The organism is Arthrobacter sp. Soil761 (genome assembly GCF_001428325.1).
In the GTDB taxonomy this organism is placed as follows: domain Bacteria; phylum Actinomycetota; class Actinomycetes; order Actinomycetales; family Micrococcaceae; genus Arthrobacter.
This window is the reverse complement of record NZ_LMSF01000023.1, coordinates 63,567-82,439: the sequence shown is the minus strand read 5'-3', so window position 1 is coordinate 82,439 and position 18,873 is coordinate 63,567. Positions and strand designations below refer to the sequence as shown.

Sequence of the window (18,873 nt, the reverse complement as noted above, 5' to 3'; positions counted from 1 at the left end):
ATTCCCGCAAGTTCGGGAGATGATGTTCGTCATAACGGAATCAAAACAGTCGAAGCCCCTTCAGCATTGCTGGTGGGGCTTCCCCTTTGTACTGCCAGGTCAGGGCAGTCCGGCCATCCGGGCCGCCAGGTGCAGTGCCGCCAGCCGGCCCGTGCCGCGCGGATCACCGCCGCACAGCTCGAAAATGCGCTGCAACCTGTGGTGCATCGACTGGCGCTCCAAGTGCAGTTCCCGTGCAGACTGCGCTGTGTTGCAGCCTGAGTCCAGCCACACCTGCAGGGTCTCCAGCAGCTGGGACTGCCGCTGCGCATCATGCTCAAGGACCGCCCGCAGTTGCCGGTTGACGAACGCCTCCCGTGATGAGGCATCAAGGCAGGTCAGGGACAGGCTCTCCACGGCAGCGTCCTCCGCATCCACCACCACCAGGCCGCGGGCCGGATAGCGCCTGCGCGCCGACGCGTTCCTGCGCCGGATCTGGCGCACCTCCAGGGTGCGGCGGGCTTCGGCCAGGGACCAGGCGGCTTCCGCCACGCCGCCGGCCAGGGGACCGACGGCGATCACCGCATCATGGTCCCCTTCCAGCCCCTTCAGCGATTCCACAAGCTGCCGCCGTTCACCGACAGTGTCAGCGCAGGGCAGGCCGATCATCACCACCAGTTCGGCATCATCCAGATAGGCGGCGCACGGAATGCGCCGTGAGCTGAGGAAGCTTTCGACGGCGCCACGCAGCTCCTGCGGTGACGCGGCGTGGATTGCCGCCACCACGGAGGGGGAGTCCGTGGGGAAGCCGGCACCCGGAGCCAGCTGCTCAAGGCGCCACTCCGGAGCTGCGTTCAGGACTGCCCGCATCAGTTCGGCGCCAGCCAGGGCATGCAGTCCGGGAGGCGTGTGCTGCAGCAGCGCCAGGCCCAGGATGTCCACGGCGCGTTCCCCCGCCACCTGCGCCAGGGCCACGTCCGCGGCATCCGGAACCCGCACCTCCAGGCGGCCCATGAGGACACCCCGCACGGGAATGTCCACGGTGATCACCGTTCCGCCGGCCCTGCCGTGAAAGCCGCCGTGCCCGCCCGGCCCGGAGCCGCCGTCGTCCGCAGTATCGCCAGCTGCCGCCGCCCCGGCTTCCGCGCCAATGTCACCGTTCCAGCCCTCGGGCATGGCGCTGCCCATGGTGACTCCCCAGGGGGAGGTGAGCTTCACCGCGGAGCTGGTGATGCCGGCCAGTACGCCCAGGATCTTGTCGAGTGAAGCGCCGTGGGCCAGCTCCGCCGCCATGGCCCGGGTGGCAGCGTCAGCCTGCTGCAGGTGTCCCACGGACTCGCTCACAAGCAGGGAATTGATGGCCTGCATGACGCCCACGAACGGCACCACCTTGCGCAGCTCCACCACCGGAAGGCCATATTCCTCGGCCTTTTCGAGCATGTTGGCCGGGATCTCCGGCAGGGCGCCACCGGTCTCGATGGCGAGCGCTGCAATCCCGCGCTGGGCCAGTTCGAGCACGTAGTCCTCGCGCTTGGCAGGCGTGGCCGTGGCCAGGGTGATCCCGCCGCACAGCAGCATTTCGCCGCCCCGGAGCAGGGGTGCAATGTCAAGCACTTCGCTGGAGTGGACCCAGCGGACCGGTTGCGCGTCGGCCGCCACACCCAGGGGATGGACCAAGGGATCGGCGGCGGCGAGGGCGGGGTGGGCGAGTATTTCGCCAAGAAACACTGACACGACAGTCCGTAACGTAGTAGGGGAATCTGTTCGACACATCGTATCTTGTTCCTTGTGATGGGGGCCACATAGCCTTTTGGTACTTATCCACCTCACGGAGGCCCCCATGCAAGAAAAGCTTTCACCAGCCACGCACGGCCAACCCGGCCAGGCCACGCAGGACCACAACGCCGTGGACCACGAAGCCTGGCTCCAGCCCATCCCCGAATCAGCACGCACACGCAAGGTATCCGGCCAGTTCTGGATCTGGGCGGGCGCCAACCTGGCACCCATCAACTGGGTGCTGGGGGCACTCGGGATCCAGCTGGGCCTCGGGTTGGCTGACACCGTCACCGTCCTGGTCCTGGGCAACCTGATCGGCATGCTGCTCTTTGGCTGCTTCGTCCTCCTGGGCCAGAAGACCGGCGCCACCGGCATGGTCCTGGCCCGTGCCGCATTCGGACGGCGCGGCAATTACCTCCCGGCCGCCATCCAGGCCCTCCTGGTCATCGGCTGGTGCGCGGTGAACACCTGGATCATCCTGGACCTGGTCATGGCGCTCTTCGGAACCCTTGGGTGGGTTGACCCGGAAGCCCCCAACTACGCCTGGAAGATCGGCGTCGCCACCTTCATCATGGCCCTGCAGGTAGCCATCGCTTGGTTCGGCTACAAGGCCATCGCGGCCTTCGAAAAATGGACCGTACCGCCCACCATCCTCATCCTGGCCGTCATGTCGGCCGTCGCCTGGTTCGGCATGGACATCGACTGGGGCTACGCCGGACCGGCCGGCGCCATCCTGGGAGGCTCGGAGCGGATCGCCGCCATGAGCGCCGTCATGACCGCCATCGGCATCGGCTGGGGCATCACCTGGTTCACCTACGCCGCGGACTACTCCCGGTTCGTCAGCACCAGCGTCCCCAAGAAAAAGGTCTACCTCGCCTCGGTCCTTGGCCAGTTCATCCCGGTGGTGTGGTTGGGTGTCCTGGGCGCCAGCCTGGCCACCAACTCCGGGGAGATCGACCCCGGCAAGCTGATCGTCCTCAACTTCGGCGCCATGGCGCTGCCGGTGCTGCTCATGGTGCTCCACGGCCCCATCGCCACCAATATCCTCAACATCTATACGTTCTCCGTCGCAACCCAGGCACTGGATATCTCCATCAGCCGCCGCAAGCTCAACCTGTTCGTCGGCGTCTTCTCGCTGGCCGCCGTCGTCTTCTTCATCTTCCAGGAGGACTTCGCCGCGGTACTCGACGCCTGGCTGATTGGCCTGGTGGCCTGGGTGGCCGCCTGGGGCGGCATCATGCTGGTGCACTACTTCTGGCTGGACAAGCGCTGGCCGGGCGAGCCGGAGCGCCTGTTCGACGCCGTGGGCACCAAGCGGCTGCCCGGCGTCAACTGGGCCGGTGTCATCTCCCTGGTGGCCGGGATTTTCGCAACGTGGCTCTTCATGTACGGCCTGATCCCCATCATGCAGGGCCCCATCGCGGTGGCGCTGGGCGGCTGGGACCTGTCCTGGCTGGCCGGTGGACTGACCAGCGCCGGGGTGTACGCCATCCTCGGGCCGCGGCAGCACATCCGCTACCTTGCCCTGCAGCCCCGCATCAAGGAGGCGGCGGACAGCGCCCCTGGAGCAGACGGCAAGGCAGCGGACAGCGCGCCCGCCCTTCCCGCCCTCTAAACGGCCCTGCCCTTCTTCCCCAGCACCTGGCGGGCGCACTGCGCCCGCCGAAAGGATTTCCCGTGAACCAGCCCGCCATCGCAGACCCGCTGCACCCCATCACCTGGCCCGACGGCGCCAAGGCCGCCGCATCCTTCACCTTCGACGTGGACGCAGAGTCCTGCACCATCGCCCACAACCCCACAAGCACCCGGCGCATGTCCCTGATGAGCCACCAGTCCTACGGTCCCAAAATCGCGGTGCCGCGGCTCCTGGCCATCCTGGCGCGCCAGGACATCCAGGCCACCTTCTTCATCCCGGGCTTCACCGCCGAGTCCTACCCGGACGTGGTGCGGCAGATCGTGGACGGCGGTCATGAAGTGGCGCACCACGGCTACCTGCACGAACCCATGCAGGGCATCGACGCCGCCACCGAGGCAAGCTACATCGACCGGGGCCTTGAGGCCCTGGCCACGGTGGCCGGAGTCCGGCCGGTGGGCTACCGGGCACCGTGGTGGGAGCTGAACTGGCACTCGCCGGGCCTGCTGGCCGACCGCGGCTTCCTCTACGATTCCAGCCTGCTCGACGGCGACGCCCCCTACCGCTTCGCCGTCGCCGCCGATGATCCCCGGGACATTGTGGAGATTCCGGTGGACTGGACCCTTGACGACTGGGAGCAGTACGCGTTCTATCCCGGCGTGACGGGCAGCGGGGTGATCGAGAGCCCGGCCAAGGTCCTGGAGATGTGGACCCTTGAAGCCGAGGCCCACCACTCCCAGGGCAGCTGTTTCGTGCTGACCAACCACCCGTTTATCTCCGGCCGGCCGTCCAAGGCGGTGGCGCTGGAGCAGCTGATCGAGCGGGTTAAGGCGATGGACGGCATGTGGGTAACCACCATGGAACAGATTGCCCGGCACACCAAGGAAACCGTGACGGAGGTCCACACCCACGCTCGGATCGACGTGCCGGTATTCCCGGGCGCGGGTGCACAGTTCCAGCCCGCCTTGGTGCGGCAGGGGGTGCTGGCCTAGCGTCCTGGGGTAACGTCCGGGCCCAGCGACCCGGGCGAGGAAAGCGGCCGACGGCGGGAGTTCCCGCCGCCGGCCGCTTTCGGTTGTTTACGACTGGTCAGCCGTGGTCATCAGGGACTGCATCTGGGCGGCGGCGCCGCTGCCCGGGGCGGGCGTGTAGACAACGATGTGCAGGTCCGGCCGGTCCGAAGGCGACACCTGGTGGTGTTCCAGCTGGAGGACTCCGACGGCGGGGTGGTGGAAGAGCCGCTCGCGGGATTCGAAGCCCAGGATGTCGTACAGGTCCCAGCCCTGGCGGAACTCGGGGCTTGCCTCCTTGAGCCGTTCCACCTGGTACTGGATGTCCGGATCACCCAGCCGCTGTCCGGTTTCGGCGCGGAATTCGGCAAGGAAACGCTTGCTGGTGGTGTCCCAGTCCGGGAGCAGGTCCCGGACGTAGGGGTCGGTGAACACCAGCCACAGCAGGTTCCGGTCCGCCGGGGGCACCGTGGCGATGTTGGGGTACAGCGCCGCATAGGCCTTGTTCCAGCCGGCTACGCCCCAGTCCGGGAACAGGGCAAAGGACGGATTGGGATCAAGTGCATCCAGCAGCCGCTGGATGTGGGGCGGAGCAGTATCGGCGGCGGGGCCCGAGGGCGCCGCGGACGCATACCCGCCCAGGGACAGGACATAGCCAAGGCCGGTGGTGGAAAGATGCAGCGCGCGGCTGACGGCCTCCAGGACCTGGCGGGAGGGACTGATGTCCCTGCCCTGCTCCAGCCAGGTGTACCAGGTGACGCTGACACCGGAGAGGAAAGCCACCTCCTCGCGGCGCAATCCCCGGTCGCGCGAGCGGCCGATCGGCGGCAGGCCATAGTCGGCCCGCAGCGCCTGGTCGCGGCGGGCGCGCAGGAAGAGGCCAAGTTCCTTGCGCCGTCCGGGATCACTCACCCGGAAATACTATTACTCTGGTACTCCTACTACTAGTAGCAGGAGCGTCTTCCACCCCGGCCCATGAGCCCGCAGGATGGTAGGCATGCCTGCACTTCGCTCTAAAACAGTCACCCATGGCCGCAACATGGCCGGCGCCCGCGCACTGCTGCGCGCTTCCGGCGTCGCCAACTCGGACATCGGAAAGCCGATCATCGCCGTGGCCAACTCCTTCACCGAGTTCGTCCCCGGCCACACCCACCTCGCCCCCGTGGGCCGGATCGTCTCCGACGCGATCCTCGCCGCCGGCGCCGTGCCGCGCGAGTTCAACACCATCGCCGTGGACGACGGCATCGCTATGGGCCACAGCGGCATGCTCTACTCGCTGCCGTCCCGCGACCTGATCGCCGACTCCGTGGAGTACATGGTCAACGCACACTGCGCCGACGCCCTGGTATGCATCTCCAACTGCGACAAGATCACCCCCGGCATGCTCATGGCCGCGCTGCGCCTGAACATCCCCGTGGTCTTCGTCTCCGGCGGCCCCATGGAAGCAGGGCGCGTGACCCTGACCGACGGCTCCGTCCGCTCCCTGGACCTGGTGAACGCGATTGCCGATGCCGTGGACGAGTCCATCTCCGATGCCGACGTCAACCTCATCGAAGAGAACGCCTGCCCCACCTGCGGCTCCTGCTCCGGCATGTTCACCGCCAACTCGATGAACTGCCTCACCGAAGCCATCGGCCTGTCCCTGCCCGGCAACGGCTCCGTGCTGGCTACCCACACCGCACGCAAGGCGCTGTACGAGAAAGCCGGCGCCACCGTCGTCGAGCTGGTGAAGCGCTACTACGACGGCGACGACGACTCTGTGCTGCCGCGCTCCATCGCCACCGCCAAAGCGTTCGACAACGCCATGGCCCTGGACATCTCCATGGGCGGATCCACCAACACCATCCTGCACCTGCTGGCCGCGGCCCAGGAGGCGGGAGTGGACTACGGCCTGGCCGAGATGGACGCCAAGTCCCGCCAGGTGCCCTGCCTGGCCAAGGTGGCCCCGAACGTGGCCAAGGACAAGACCTACTACATGGAGGACGTGCACCGCGCCGGCGGCATCCCCGCCCTGCTGGGCGAGCTGAACCGAGGCGGCCTTCTGCACAAGGACGTCCACTCCGTGCATTCCGATGACCTGGACGGCTGGCTGGATGACTGGGACATCCGGGGCGGCAAAGCCACCGAGGAAGCAAAGGCCCTGTGGCACGCCGCTCCCGGCGGTGTCCGCTCCTCCACCGCGTTCTCCCAGTCGAACGAGTGGACCTCCCTGGACACCGACGCCGCGGAAGGCTGCATCCGCTCGGTGGAGCACGCGTACTCCAAGGACGGCGGACTGGCCGTGCTCCGCGGCAATGTGGCCATCGACGGCGCCGTGGTGAAGACCGCCGGCGTGGACGAGTCCATCTGGACCTTCTCGGGCCCGGCCGTGGTGTGCGAGTCCCAGGATGAAGCCGTGGAGAAGATCCTGAACAAGACCGTCAAGGAAGGCGACGTGGTGGTCATCCGTTACGAAGGCCCCCGCGGCGGTCCCGGCATGCAGGAAATGCTCTACCCGACGTCGTTCCTCAAGGGCCGCGGCCTGGGCAAGAAGTGCGCCCTCATCACTGATGGCCGTTTCTCCGGCGGCACGTCCGGCCTGTCGATCGGGCACATCTCGCCGGAGGCTGCCTCCGGCGGCGCCATCGCCCTGGTGGAGGACGGTGACATCATCAGCATCAACATCTCGCAGCGTTCCATGCAGCTTGAGGTCTCGGACGAGATCCTGGCCGAACGCCGCGAGAAGCTGGAGGTCAACGGCGGCTACAAGCCCAAGGACCGGGACCGCCAGGTCTCCGCTGCACTGCGCGCCTACGCCGCCATGGCCCTGTCCGCGGACAAGGGCGCAGTACGGGATGTGTCGCTGGTAGAGCGGTAAGGCGTCCACGGCGGGGAAGGGGAGAAGCAGGTCCTCCGGCCCTCCCCCGCCCGGGCCCGGCGCGCCACACTTGAAGGGTCATCGGCAGGCCCAAAGGAGGGTGTGGTGCGCAGGCTCATCACGGCGTTTTCGACAGCGGCCCTGGCAATGCTGTTCCTGGCCGGCTGCTCACCGCAGCCGGGAAGTCCACAGCCCTCGCCATCCACGGCGGGCTTTGCCGCCACGTCAGCAACGGCCACCGGTACGGCCGCCGGGCCGACGCCGTCGAGCGTCCCTTCCACACCAACAGCCGCGCCCGGCACTTCTGCGGCCGGTTCTGCCGCGGCTGCCTGGACCACGTTCACGACGGCGGATGGCGCCATGGCGTTCGACTTACCTGCCGCCTGGAGCGTCAAGGATCCGGCAGGGGAGTTGGCGGAGGGCGGAGGGGCCTTTGCGGAGGTGCGGAACCAGGCCGGAAAGGTGATGGCGACGCTGCGGACCAACATGGCCACCGGCTCCACGTGTACCGAGAGGTACCCGTATGAAGTCCTGGACAGCGCGGACATCCCGGTACTGGTCCAGGGCGGCGTGGTGCCGCAGTTCGTGTTCGAGACCCGCGCAAACGCCGCGGCGCCGGGCATGTACCGCACCCCGGCGGCCGGCTACGGCATTACGTCCGGCCCTCCGCCGAGCGGTCCCGACGCCTGCCCCATCTTCCAGTTTTTCCGGTGGCCGCCCAACGCTGCCATGTTCGGCGCCTCCTACGACCCGGAAATCAACGCGACACCCGGCGACCAGTCACTGCCGTACCTTGAGCTGGCGCGGAAGTACCGGGACACGGCCGAGTACGCGGACATCAAGAGAATGATCACCTCGCTGCGGCCGGTAAACCGCTGACCGTACGATACGTGGGCCTTGCCCCTTGTCAACGGGCCAAAGGTCCGGTCCTGCCGTCCTGCCGTGACGGTACCCTGTTGACATGGTGCAGGAATTTTCCGACTACCGGGCGGAAGGCATCCTGCTTGCTGGGGCAGGGCGGGCCATTCTGCTGCAGCTTGCCAATCCGGCCATTGGCCGGGGCGTGGCGGAACACAGCACGTTCACTGAGCGCCCCGTCAACAGGCTCAAAGGCACACTGACGTATGTCTACGCGGTCGTCTATGGAAACGACGCCCAGGTTAACGAGGTCCGCCGCAGGGTTAACCGGGCTCATGTTCCGGTGCACGGCACTGCGGACAAAACGTCCGCCGGGTACAACGCCTATGATCCGGAACTGCAGCTCTGGGTGGTAGCCACACTCTACGACACCGCTCTGACCATCATCGAGAAGATCTACGGCCCGCTGGACGATGCAGCTGCCGACGCCATGTACCTGGACTACGCGCGGATCGGCACCGCGCTGCAGCTTCCGCCGGGCATGTGGCCCAAGGACAGGGCGGAGTTCGGCCGCTACTGGGCCGAACACGTCTCCACCCTGCACGCGGAGGCCCCCGGGGTCCGCGTTGGACGCGGCCTGCTGTTTCCCAAGCACACAGCCCTGTGGTACCGGGCCATCATCCCCCCTGCCAGGTTCCTCACCGCCGGACTCCTTCCCCACCAGTTGCGGAAGGACTTCGGCCTCGGCTGGAGCGACCGGCACGAACGGCGCTTCAACCGCACCTTTCGCATCCTGGCCGTTGCCTACCCGCGGCTGCCGCGGGGCATCAGGTACTGGTTCAAGAACTACTGCCTGCGCGAACTCGACAGGGACCTGAAGAGGAACACCCGGCCAAGCCAGCGCCAGGGGATCAGTGCCTAGCCCCAGACGCGGTTCACCACCGGTGGAGCAGCGGATCGACGAACGGGCCAGGAGGTTCCTGGCAACTGCTCCGGCCGGCGGCGGCAAAACAAGACTCACTGAGTTCGTGGTCTTTGGCCTCAAGCAGGGCTGGGCCTGCATCTTCGGCGCGGCGCTCCTGGCAGTGCTCATGGCCGCCAGGATCTGGTATCCGGACACTGCCGGCCTGGCGCGCAACGACTTCCTGACGATCGCCGCCGTCGTCATCCAAATCCTGATGGTGGCGTTCAAGCTGGAAACCCTGCGGGAACTGCGGGTCATCGTCCTGTTCCATCTGGTGGGGACCGTCATGGAACTGTTCAAGACGGACGTGGGTTCGTGGTCCTACGATGCCCAAGGCTTCCTGCGCATCGGGGCCGTGCCGCTCTTCAGCGGGTTCATGTATGCCGCCGTGGGCTCGTACATGGTGCGCGTCTACCGGCTGTTCGACCTGAAGTTCGCCGCCTACCCCCGGCGCTGGATCACCGCCGTCCTCGCCGCCGCGATCTACGCCAACTTCTTCACCCACCACTACATCTGGGACCTGCGCTGGGTGCTGCTCGCCGCCGTCGTGCTCATCTACGGCCGGTGCGTCATGCACTTCCGCGTGTTCCGCCGGGAGTTCCGCATGCCGCTGCCGGTCTCTTTCCTGCTGGTGGCGCTGTTCATCTGGCTCGCCGAGAACATCGCCACCTGGTCCGGTGCCTGGCTCTACCCCAGCCAGTTGGACGGCTGGCACCCGGTGGGCCTTGAGAAACTCGTGGCTTGGTTCCTGCTAATGATCATCTCTGTGGTGCTGGTGGCCTGGGTGTACAAGCCGCAGCCCCCGGTGGCGGCCACGGGAGGGCGGCGGGAGGCCCCGTCGTCCGCTGTGCTGCGGTAAGGGGGGTCTGCCAAGACCCGTTTCAGCAGGGCCCTCGCTAGGGCTTCGGAAGCGCGCTTTGATGGAGGCTATGGCCTCCGAAACAACCGTCATCAACACCAGCGGGCAGCAGCGACCAGGCATCCCCGGGCACCAGCAGGCCCACTGGGGAGGCGTCTTCGCGATGTCGCTGTGCGTCTTCGCGCTGATCGCCTCCGAGTTCATGCCGGTCAGCCTGCTCACGCCGATGGCCTCGGAACTGCAGGTTTCCGAGGGCATGGTGGGACAGGGCATCGCGGTCTCCGGCGTGCTGGCCGTCCTGACCAGCCTGTCCGTGTCCACTCTGGCCGGCGGCATAAACCGCAAGACCCTGCTGCTGGGCCTGACGGCGCTGATGGCCGCCTCCGCGGCGCTGGTGGCCACGGCCCCGGGGTACCTGCTCTTCATGATCGGCCGCGCCCTCATCGGCGTGGTGATCGGGGGGTTCTGGTCCATGTCGGCAGCCACCGCCATGCGGCTGGTGCCGGCCCACCAGATGGCGCGGGCCTTGGCCATCTTCAACGGCGGCAACGCCCTCGCAACCGTGCTGGCTGCACCGCTGGGAAGCTACCTTGGCTCCGTCATCGGCTGGCGCGGGGCGTTCTTCTGCCTGGTGCCGGTGGCCGTGCTCGCGCTTCTCTGGCAGTGGATCAGCCTGCCGTCCATGAACGTCCAAAGGCAGGCGCGTGCGGCGGGAAACATCTTCGGGATCTTCGCCGCGTTCAAGAGCCGGCCGATTGCCTGGGGCATGGCCGCCTGCGGCGCCTTCTTCATGGGGCAGTTCGTCCTGTTCACCTACGTCCGCCCGTTCCTGGAAACGGTGACCCGCGTCGATGCGGGCATGGTGTCCCTGGTGTTGCTGGTCATCGGTGCGGCGGGATTTGCAGGCACCCTGCTGATCGGCCGGTTTCTCGGCACCGGACTGTACCGGACGCTGGTCTTTATTCCGGCGCTCATGGCAGTCCTTGCCGCAGCGCTCGTTCCCTCCGGCGGGTGGATCGCCGCCGTCGTGGTTCTCCTGGGCCTGTGGGGCCTGATGTCCACGTCCGCGCCGGTGGGCTGGTGGAGCTGGATTGCGAAGGCGATGCCCCACAACGCGGAGGCGGGCGGCGGCCTGATGGTGGCCGTCATCCAAACATCAATCGCCATCGGATCCACGCTGGGCGGAGTGCTGTTCGACTGGGCCGGCTACCGCGTCACCTTCCTGGTGGCCGCAGCGGTCCTTGCGGCGGCGTCCGTCCTGGCCTTCGTGACGTCCCGGGCCACGCCTGCCGGCCCCGGGCAGACAGCATGACCAACGCACACCTTCCCATCTACCCGAACCATCAGGAGGAGAACATGAAGTACACCCAGAGCGGCGGCCAGACGGCGGCCGGGCCCACGGAATGGTTCACGGGTACGGTCCAGATCGACGGGATCCGGAATCCGGATGAACAGTCAGCCATTGGCTGCGCGCACGTCCGGTTCGCGCCCGGCGCCCGGACCGCCTGGCACCACCACCCCATGGGCCAGACCCTCTACGTGACGGACGGCATCGGCCTGGTGGCCCGCCGCGGCGGCGCGGTCCAGGAAATCCGCCCCGGCGATGTGGTCTACATCGAACCCGGCGAGGAGCACTGGCACGGGGCCACCCCTGAGCGGTTCATGGCACACATCGCCATGCAGGAAGCCGACGGGAACGGACAGGTTGTCACCTGGCTCCGCCACGTGACCGATGAGGAGTACGGGGCGTAACTGACCGTTGCGCAGAAGGAGGGCGGACGACGCCGGGAGTTCCCGCCGTCGTCCGCCCTCCTTGTGTGTGGGGCAGGTCAGTCCTCGTACGTGTTCGCGATGTAGACATCGCAGGGGGCATTGTGCGCCACACTGTTGGCGACGCTGCCCAGGAGCCGGCCGATGCCGCGCATCCTGCGGTTGCCCACCACGATCAGCCGGGCATCCAGGCGGATGGCTTCCTTGATGAGGGAATCGGCTGGCTTGCCGCGGGCAGCGAAGTGGGTAATCTCCACTCCCGGCCGCGAGGCGCCGAGCGACTTTGCCACCATCTCCGAGCTGTCCGCGTTGGAGATGCGCACCTTGTCCGAGCCCACCCCGAAGGTTTCGGCGTTCTCCATTTCAAAGGCGGTCACCACATGGAGTGTCGCTCCCAGCGACTCCGCCAGCCCCAGCGCCACTTCCGCAGCCTTCCGTGCGGACGGGCTGGCGTCCACACCTACAACGATTACACCGCTCATGTCCTGCTCCTTCGTCCAGTCCTGGCCTTAATGTTCACTGCCAGTCTAGGGACTACGCCTCCCGGGCCCTCGTATCACACGGCCTGGGGCATCGTCTCATGGATCCCGGCAGTCAGAACGCGGATCCAATCGAGGCAAGGCCGGCGGCGGACGCCCCCGCGTACCGGTTGGCCGGCCGTGGCAGGCCGTAGTGCTCCCGCAGGGTCCGGCCCGTGTATTCGGTGCGGAACAGGCCGCGCTCCTGCAGGATGGGCACCACCTGGTCCACGAAGGTTTCCAGCCCGGACGGGAGCACCGGCGGCATGATGTTGAAGCCGTCCGCCGCTCCGCCGTCGAACCATTCCTGGATGGCGTCCGCCACCTGCACCGGGGTGCCGGTGAAGGTGCGGTGCCCGCGGCCGCCGCCCAGGCGGCCGATCAGCTGCCGCACGGTGAGCTGCTCCCGGCGCGCCAGCTGGACGATCAGGGTGTAGCGGCTCTTGGCGCCCTCGATCTCATCCTCGCTGGGCAGGTTGTCCGGCAGTTGCCGGTCCAGCGGCAGGTCCTCCGGGTCCACGCGCAGGGTCTTGGCCAGCTGGATCCGGGCGTATTCGGGCTTGATCAGCCGGTCCAGCTCGCGCTCCAGCTCCTGGGCTTCCTCCGCTGTGGCACCAATGACCGGCACGATGCCCGGCAGGATCTTGATGGCCTCCGGATCACGGCCGGCGGCCGCGGTGCGGGCCTTCAGGTCGCGGTAGAACTCCTGCGCATCGGCAAGGGTCTGGTGGGCGGTAAAGACGGCGTCCGCGTACCGGGCAGCGAGGTCCTTGCCGTCCTCGGACGAGCCCGCCTGGACGATCAGCGGGTGCCCCTGCGGTGAGCGGGGAACGTTCAGGGGACCGCGGACCTTGAAGTGCCTGCCCTCGTGGTCGATGGTCCGGATCTTGTCCGCGTCACCCCACACGCCTTCGGCCTTGTCGGCCAGCACGGCGTCGTCCTGCCAGCTGTCCCACAGCTTCTGCGCCACCTCGATGAACTCTGCGGCGCGCTCGTACCGGACAGCGTGGGCGGGCTGGTCGTCCACGCCGAAGTTGCGGGCGGCGTCCGGGCCGGCCGTGGTCACCACGTTCCACCCTGCCCGTCCGCTGCTGGCCCAGTCCACGGACGCGAAGCGGCGGGCCAGGTTGAAGGGCTCGTTGTAGGTGGTGGACGCGGTGGCGATCAGCCCGATCCGTTCGGTGGCGCCGGCGATCGCCGTCAGCAGCACCGTGGGCTCGAGCTTGCCGGCAGGACGGCGGCCCACCTCGCCGAACAGGACGGGGGAGTCGGCAAAGAAGATGGAGTCCAGCTTGCCGCGCTCGGCAGTCTGGGCGAGCAACTTGTAGTGCCCAATATCCGTGCTGGCCTGCGGATCGCTTTCCGGCAGCCGCCATGAGGCTTCGTGGTGGCCGGTGCTCATCAGGAACGCGTTCAGGTGGAGCCGGCGCCGGGGAGGGTTGTTGGAAGTCATGGGTAGTCCTTCGGGTCTTGAGGTTCAGTGCGTGGCGCCGACGACGCCAAGATCGGTGAGGAGGCCGCGGCGGAGGGCTTCATGCCCGGCCGCATCGGCGGAGGAGCGGATCTCCGGCGTTACCGGGCGGACGGTGGCGATGCGGCCGTGGTCCAGGACCACGATCCGGTCTGCAAGCGCGATGGCCTCGTCCACGTCGTGCGTGACCAGCAGGACGGCTGGGCGGTGCGCGGCCACCAGGTCCTGGAGCAGCCCGTGCATCCTGATCCGGGTCAGCGCATCCAGGGCGCCGAACGGCTCGTCGGCCAGCAGCAGCTGGGGTTCGCGGACCAGTGAACGGGCCAGCGCCACGCGCTGCTGTTCGCCGCCGGACAGCTGGTGCGGCCATGCTTTTTCACGTCCGGCGAGCCCCACTTCGGCGAGGGCCTTGCGGGCGCGGGCTTCGGCGTCGTGCTCCCGGACGCCCAGGGTGACATTGCCCAGCACGCTGTCCCAGGGCAGGAGCCGCGAGTCCTGGAAAACCACGGAGACGCGGTCCGGGACGCTGATCACGCCGCTGCCCCGGACGTCGTGGTCCAGGCCGGCCAGGGCGCGCAGCAGGGTGCTTTTGCCGCAGCCGCTGGGTCCCAGCAGGGCCACGAACTCGCCGGGGGCGATGTCCAGGTCAACGCCGTTCAGGACTCCCTTCGGGCCGAATCCCCGGACCAGGTCCCGGACGGAAACGGCGGAACGTACGGGACGTGCGGGGCCGATGGCGGTCAGCCCGCCAGGGTGCGCTGCCATGAGAGGGCCTTTCGTTCGATGAAGCGGACAATGCCGTCGGAGAGGAGGCCAAGGATGCCGTAGAGGGCCAAGCCCAGGACGATGATGTTGGTCTGGCCGTAGGTGCGGGCGAGCTCCATCATGTAGCCGATGCCGCTGGTGGCGTTGATCTGCTCCACCACCACCAGGGACACCCAGGCGCCGGTCACGGCGAAGCGCAGGCCCAGGAAGAACCCGGGCAGGGCACCGGGGAGGACCACCTTGCGGATGAAGCCGGCCCGGCTGAGCCCCACGGTCTGTGCGAGCTCCACGAAGCGCAGGTCGATGCCGCGCAGGCCCGCATGCGTCTGCAGGTACACCGGGACAAAGACGCCCAGGGTGATGGTGAGGACCTTCATGGTCTCGTCGATGCCGAACCACAGGATCAGCAGCGGGATCAGGGCCAGGCCGGGGATGGCGCGCTTGATCTGCACGGGCCCGTCGATGAGGGCCTCACCCACCCGGCTCAGCCCGGACAGGAGCGCCAGGACGGCGCCCACCAGGATGCCGAAGAAGAGCCCCAGGCCGGCGCGCTGGGCGGAAATGGCCAGGTTCTCCTGGAGCCGGCCGTCCGCGATGAGCTCACCGGCGGTGGCCACCACGGTCCAGGGTTCGGAAAGGATGCGCGGGTCCAGGAGCCCTGTTGCGGAAGAGACTGTCCACAGCAGCAGCAAGGCGGACGGGCCCACCCAGGCGAGCTGCCGGCGTCGTCCGGGCCCCAGCCGCTTCCCTGCGGGCCGCACATCCGGCCGCCCTGCCGGTGCCGGATCCTGGTGGGCTGCCACCACGGGCCGGTCCAGTACGGCGCTCATGCGGCACCTGCCTTTCCGGCGGGCGCAAATGCCGTGCCGGCGAGGGCTTCAAACCTGCTGTCGTACAGGTCGGCCGCCGTCAGCTGCGGCTTCTTCTGCTCGCGGGCCAGGAGGTCGATGGTTTCCTGGTGCCTGGCGATCGCTTCGGTCCAGGCGGTGGGCAGGTCGCGCTTGCCGGTTGCATCGATCAGGTATTGGCCGTCCTCGCGGGACAGCCCCTGGTCCTTGACGTAGTAGCCGTCAAGCCACTGCGCCGGGTGGTCTTCGATCCAGCGCTGCGCCTTGCCCCAGACCTTCACGTAGGCGGCCAGGGCGGCGGCCTTGGCCGGATCGGCCAGGACCTTGGCGGGGGAGTAGAGGAGGCTGGGATCATCGCGCAGCCCGTGGCGGATGGTGGTGGCGCCGTCGGCCTTGAACTTGGCCAGGTAGCGCTTGATCTGGACCCCGCCCAGGGGAGCGGCGTCCACCTGTTTGCTGGCGAGTGCCGTGGCATAGGCGTCCCCGGTGCTGGGCAGCTCCACCAGCTTGACGTCCTCCTGCCTGAGCCCGGCCTTGTCCAGGATCCGCAGCACCAGCGCACCCTGCGCCTGGCCCGGGCTGTAGGCCACTTTCTTGCCGCGCAGGTCTTCCAGGCGGCTGATGCCCGCTCCCGGGGCGACGCCCAGCTCATAAATGGGATGGTTCACGGCATCCTGGCGGTAGCCCGCGGCGATGATGCGGACGTCGAGGCCGGTCCAGGTGGCGTGGATGGGCGGGATGTCCGCCACGGACCCCACGTCCAGGGCGTTCGCCCGGAACGCCTCGGTTGTCTGCGGGCCGCCGGAGATGTTGGCGAACTCCACCGTGAAGCCGTCCAGGTCCTTGATCAGGCCGGACAGTTCCAGCGCCACTTTGATGCTGGGATCGCCCACCTTGATGGTGGTCCCGGCGGGCACCGAGGCAGCCAGCGGTTCCAGGGCGCCCTGGCTGATGCGGGCGCCGCCTGCGGTGGCGGTCCCGCCGCAGGCGGACAGCAGGCCGACGGCGGGAATCGCCAGAAGTGCGCCCAGCGCACGGCGGCGGGTGAATGCCGGGGAGCCGGGGCTGGAGTGGGGCGGGGGTGCTGGGAAGGACATGGTGTTCCTTTCGGGGAAAGATTCCGGGTACGACGACGGCCCCCGGGGTGTGTGCCCGGGTGGACGTGTGAGGTGGGTGGGGCCGTCGGCGCGGCGGCGTGCCCGCGCTTTGGGCTGGTGCTTACGGCCTGGCCGGTGCCGTGAAAACACTCAAGCACGGTCCGCAGGGCGTTGGCCAGCAGCACGCAATGGAGGCTAAACGCTGCGAAACGGCGCTACTTATGGCGCCATCCGGCCGACAAACGCGGACCAATGGGGACAAGCCAGGCAACGCGGAGCCACGAACCGCAACGGAGGTTAATGTGACTGGACGGCAAGGCGCGGGCGAAGGCCGGCGGCCGGTGAAGCCCTGTGGCCTAGGCGCGGACTTGGCCCTGGGCCATGTCCGCGATCTTTTCGGTGGCCGCCCAGGAGGCCAGGAGCTTGAGGGCCTCCTCGGAAGGGCTGCCGGGAGTGGCGGGATACACGGTGAGCGTGTGCCCGGGGTCCTCTTCCAGGCCCAGGACCTGGTAGTTCAGTTCCAGGAGGCCCACCACGGGGTGCTGGAAGAACTTGGTCCCCGCGTAGTGGCGGCGGACGTTGTGCGCTGCCCAGAGCGTGCGGAACTCGTCACTCCGCATGGACAGCTCACCGATGAGTTCGGCGATGCCCTTGTCATGCGGGTTGCGGCCCGCCTCGCGGCGGAGGATGGCCACATTGGTGTTGGCGGCCCGGTCCCAGTCGGTGTAGAAGTTGTGGGCCCGGGGGTCAAGGAAGATGAACCGGGAGTGGTTGGCCGGCCGTGACGGGGCACGGTACATGTCCGAGTAGAGGGCGTAGCCCAGGGTGTTGGCGGCCACGATGTCCATCCGGTTGTTGCCGATGAACGCAGGTGCCCCGGTGATGGTGTCCAGGAGGTACTGCAGCTCGGGCCGCACTTTCGAGGGCGCGGACCCGCCTGCGCCCGCAGCCCTCTTCCGGCCCGACGTGTTGGCCGCCCGGGCCAGGTCGTAGAGGTGGTCGTGTTCCGCGCGGTCCAGTTCCAGGGCACCGGCAATGGCATCCAGGACACTGTCCGAAACGCCGCTGAGGTTCCCGCGTTCCAGCCGGGTGTAATAGTCCACGCTGACGCCCGCCAGCCGGGCCACCTCCTCGCGGCGCAGCCCCGGTACGCGCCGCCGGCCGCCGTACGGTTCAATGCCGGCCTGCTCAGGGGTGATGCGCCCACGGCGGGAGGACAGGAACTGTCGGACCTCGGCTCGGTTATCCATGGGGACCACGTTACGACCATCGGCATCGCCCTAAGGAGGTTCTGCCAGAACCAGTTACAGCAGGGCCCTCGCTAACGTTCACCGGGCCGGGTTTGATGGGATTGTCCGTTTTCAGCTTTCCACCCCTTGGAGGACCCAGCATGCGCGCAGCCATCATGCACGCCCCCGGAGACGTGCGCGTCGAGGACCGTGACAAACCCGCCATCAGGCAGCCCAGCGACGCGGTCATCAAACTCGTTGCCGCCTGTGTCTGCGGGTCCGACCTCTGGCCCTACCGGGGCGCAGACAAACTGGCCAAACCCATGCCGATGGGCCACGAATACGTGGGAATCGTCGAAGAAGTGGGCGCCGACGTGAAGAATGTCCGCCCCGGCCAATTCGTGGTTGGCTCCTTCTTCGCCTCGGACAACACCTGTGAGATCTGCCGCTCCGGCTACCAAAGCGGCTGCGTCCACCGGCAGGGCGTGGGCGGTGCGCAGGCTGAGTACCTGCGCGTCCCGCTGGCGGACGGCACCCTGGTGGCCACGCCGGAGATGCCCGACGCCGGCATGGTTCCGTCGCTGCTTGCCGCCTCCGATGTCCTGGGCACGGGATGGTTTGCCGCCAAGGCGGCCGAAGCGGGACCAGGCAAAACCGTGGCGGTGGTGGGCGACGGCGCCGTGGGGCTTTTGGGGATCCTGGCCGCACAGCAGATGGGCGCCGAACGCATCATTGCCATGTCCCGCCACGCCGACCGGCAGGCCCTGGCCCGCGAATTCGGCGCCACCGACATCGTCGAGGAGCGCGGGGACGCAGGCGTGAAGAAGATCAAGGAACTCACGGGCGGGCTCGGCGCACACTCGGTCATCGAGGCCGTTGGCACGCAGGAATCCATGCTGCAGGCAATCCACGCCACCCGTGCCGGCGGCCATGTGGGCTTCGTCGGTGTCTCCCATGACGTGGCGCTGCCAGGCCGGGACCTGTTCTACTCGCACGTCCACCTGCACGGCGGTCCCGCTCCGGTCCGGCAGTACCTTCCCGAGCTGATCGACCTGATCCTCCGTGGCGACATCAACCCCGGAAAGGTGTTCGACCTCGAACTCCCCTTGGACCAGGCAGCAGAGGCGTACAAGGCCATGGACGAACGCCGCGCCATCAAGGTGCTCCTCCGGCCCTGACGTTTCACCCGGCTTGGCCAGGCTGCAGAGGGTAGGACTGCCAAGACCAGGTACAACAGGG

17 protein-coding genes are annotated in these 18,873 nt (G+C 67.9%); 9 read left to right on the top strand and 8 right to left on the bottom strand.

What is annotated here, in order from left to right:
• Positions 1-99 precede the first annotated feature (99 nt).
• A complete protein-coding gene (locus tag ASG79_RS12520) occupies positions 100-1,713 on the bottom strand; it encodes a PucR family transcriptional regulator (protein WP_056391535.1) in 1,614 nt (537 codons plus the stop codon).
• Between the two features lie 106 nt (positions 1,714-1,819).
• Here ASG79_RS12520 and ASG79_RS12515 point away from each other — a divergent pair, with 106 nt between their 5' ends.
• Together ASG79_RS12515 and ASG79_RS12510 are read left to right on the top strand one after the other, a co-directional pair.
• Positions 1,820-3,370: a purine-cytosine permease family protein gene (locus ASG79_RS12515; protein ID WP_056391532.1), complete on the top strand. Its 1,551-nt coding sequence runs from the start codon at positions 1,820-1,822 to the stop codon at positions 3,368-3,370.
• 62 nt (positions 3,371-3,432) lie between these two features.
• Entirely contained in the window at positions 3,433-4,380 is a 948-nt protein-coding gene (locus ASG79_RS12510) for a polysaccharide deacetylase family protein (RefSeq protein WP_056391529.1), read from the top strand.
• An 87-nt stretch (positions 4,381-4,467) separates the two neighbouring features.
• On the opposite strand, the gene ASG79_RS12505 is transcribed toward ASG79_RS12510, so the two are convergent.
• On the bottom strand, positions 4,468-5,310 hold the full coding sequence (locus ASG79_RS12505; protein ID WP_018770626.1) for a helix-turn-helix transcriptional regulator: 843 nt from the start codon (positions 5,308-5,310) through the stop codon (positions 4,468-4,470).
• Positions 5,311-5,395: 85 nt separating this feature from the next.
• Here ASG79_RS12505 and ilvD point away from each other — a divergent pair, with 85 nt between their 5' ends.
• The 6 genes from ilvD to ASG79_RS12475 all read left to right on the top strand — a co-directional run bounded on the left by ilvD (position 5,396) and on the right by ASG79_RS12475 (position 11,688).
• Positions 5,396-7,255 (top strand): dihydroxy-acid dehydratase, encoded by a 1,860-nt coding sequence (gene ilvD / locus ASG79_RS12500; RefSeq protein WP_056391526.1) that lies wholly within the window; start codon positions 5,396-5,398, stop codon positions 7,253-7,255.
• A gap of 105 nt (positions 7,256-7,360) precedes the next feature.
• The gene (locus ASG79_RS12495) at positions 7,361-8,134 is read left to right on the top strand and encodes a hypothetical protein (protein WP_082581749.1); all 774 of its coding nucleotides are present in this window, start codon (positions 7,361-7,363) and stop codon (positions 8,132-8,134) included.
• Positions 8,135-8,216: 82 nt separating this feature from the next.
• Positions 8,217-9,035 (top strand): oxygenase MpaB family protein, encoded by an 819-nt coding sequence (locus tag ASG79_RS12490; RefSeq protein ID WP_056391521.1) that lies wholly within the window; start codon positions 8,217-8,219, stop codon positions 9,033-9,035.
• Positions 9,028-9,936, top strand: a complete 909-nt coding sequence (locus ASG79_RS12485) for a DUF817 domain-containing protein (RefSeq protein ID WP_235509801.1) — start codon at positions 9,028-9,030, stop codon at positions 9,934-9,936. The genes ASG79_RS12490 and ASG79_RS12485 overlap by 8 nt, the downstream gene beginning before the upstream one ends.
• 70 nt (positions 9,937-10,006) lie before the next feature.
• On the top strand, positions 10,007-11,248 hold the full coding sequence (locus ASG79_RS12480) for an MFS transporter (protein ID WP_056391516.1): 1,242 nt from the start codon (positions 10,007-10,009) through the stop codon (positions 11,246-11,248).
• Between the two features lie 44 nt (positions 11,249-11,292).
• Positions 11,293-11,688, top strand: coding sequence for a cupin domain-containing protein (locus ASG79_RS12475; protein WP_056392053.1), 396 nt, complete (start codon positions 11,293-11,295; stop codon positions 11,686-11,688).
• Between the two features lie 77 nt (positions 11,689-11,765).
• Here the strand turns inward: ASG79_RS12475 and ASG79_RS12470 are convergent, their stop codons facing one another.
• The 6 genes from ASG79_RS12470 to ASG79_RS12445 form a co-directional block, all read right to left on the bottom strand.
• Entirely contained in the window at positions 11,766-12,188 is a 423-nt protein-coding gene (locus ASG79_RS12470) for a universal stress protein (protein WP_018770619.1), read from the bottom strand.
• 112 nt (positions 12,189-12,300) lie between these two features.
• The gene (locus tag ASG79_RS12465; protein WP_056391514.1) at positions 12,301-13,677 is read right to left on the bottom strand and encodes an LLM class flavin-dependent oxidoreductase; all 1,377 of its coding nucleotides are present in this window, start codon (positions 13,675-13,677) and stop codon (positions 12,301-12,303) included.
• Between the two features lie 24 nt (positions 13,678-13,701).
• The gene (locus ASG79_RS12460) at positions 13,702-14,460 is read right to left on the bottom strand and encodes an ABC transporter ATP-binding protein (protein ID WP_018770617.1); all 759 of its coding nucleotides are present in this window, start codon (positions 14,458-14,460) and stop codon (positions 13,702-13,704) included.
• Positions 14,436-15,290: an ABC transporter permease gene (locus tag ASG79_RS12455; RefSeq protein ID WP_056391510.1), complete on the bottom strand. Its 855-nt coding sequence runs from the start codon at positions 15,288-15,290 to the stop codon at positions 14,436-14,438. The genes ASG79_RS12460 and ASG79_RS12455 overlap by 25 nt, the downstream gene beginning before the upstream one ends.
• Positions 15,287-16,405 carry an ABC transporter substrate-binding protein gene (locus ASG79_RS12450; protein ID WP_056391507.1) on the bottom strand — a complete coding sequence of 373 codons (1,119 nt, stop codon included), beginning with the start codon at positions 16,403-16,405 and terminating at the stop codon, positions 15,287-15,289. Before ASG79_RS12450 ends, ASG79_RS12455 begins: the two co-directional genes overlap by 4 nt.
• A gap of 356 nt (positions 16,406-16,761) precedes the next feature.
• Complete coding sequence (locus ASG79_RS12445; RefSeq protein WP_026265975.1) at positions 16,762-17,655, bottom strand: helix-turn-helix transcriptional regulator; 894 nt, start codon at positions 17,653-17,655, stop codon at positions 16,762-16,764.
• A gap of 140 nt (positions 17,656-17,795) precedes the next feature.
• Between ASG79_RS12445 and ASG79_RS12440 the strand changes: the two genes are divergently transcribed.
• Entirely contained in the window at positions 17,796-18,812 is a 1,017-nt protein-coding gene (locus tag ASG79_RS12440) for a zinc-dependent alcohol dehydrogenase family protein (RefSeq protein ID WP_018770613.1), read from the top strand.
• The last annotated feature ends 61 nt before the right edge of the window (positions 18,813-18,873 follow it).

What these genes read in the sequence shown, in the direction of transcription:
- ASG79_RS12460 (WP_018770617.1), bottom strand. Translation starts at nt 14,460, where the DNA reads ATGGCAGCGCACCCTGGCGGGCTGACCGCCATCGGCCCCGCACGTCCC.
- ASG79_RS12445 (WP_026265975.1), bottom strand. Translation starts at nt 17,655, where the DNA reads ATGGATAACCGAGCCGAGGTCCGACAGTTCCTGTCCTCCCGCCGTGGG.
- ASG79_RS12490 (WP_056391521.1), top strand. Translation starts at nt 8,217, where the DNA reads ATGGTGCAGGAATTTTCCGACTACCGGGCGGAAGGCATCCTGCTTGCT.
- ASG79_RS12475 (WP_056392053.1), top strand. Translation starts at nt 11,293, where the DNA reads ATGAAGTACACCCAGAGCGGCGGCCAGACGGCGGCCGGGCCCACGGAA.
- ASG79_RS12515 (WP_056391532.1), top strand. Translation starts at nt 1,820, where the DNA reads ATGCAAGAAAAGCTTTCACCAGCCACGCACGGCCAACCCGGCCAGGCC.
- ASG79_RS12480 (WP_056391516.1), top strand. Translation starts at nt 10,007, where the DNA reads ATGGCCTCCGAAACAACCGTCATCAACACCAGCGGGCAGCAGCGACCA.
- ASG79_RS12470 (WP_018770619.1), bottom strand. Translation starts at nt 12,188, where the DNA reads ATGAGCGGTGTAATCGTTGTAGGTGTGGACGCCAGCCCGTCCGCACGG.
- ASG79_RS12465 (WP_056391514.1), bottom strand. Translation starts at nt 13,677, where the DNA reads ATGACTTCCAACAACCCTCCCCGGCGCCGGCTCCACCTGAACGCGTTC.
- ilvD (WP_056391526.1), top strand. Translation starts at nt 5,396, where the DNA reads ATGCCTGCACTTCGCTCTAAAACAGTCACCCATGGCCGCAACATGGCC.
- ASG79_RS12440 (WP_018770613.1), top strand. Translation starts at nt 17,796, where the DNA reads ATGCGCGCAGCCATCATGCACGCCCCCGGAGACGTGCGCGTCGAGGAC.
- ASG79_RS12450 (WP_056391507.1), bottom strand. Translation starts at nt 16,405, where the DNA reads ATGTCCTTCCCAGCACCCCCGCCCCACTCCAGCCCCGGCTCCCCGGCA.
- ASG79_RS12455 (WP_056391510.1), bottom strand. Translation starts at nt 15,290, where the DNA reads ATGAGCGCCGTACTGGACCGGCCCGTGGTGGCAGCCCACCAGGATCCG.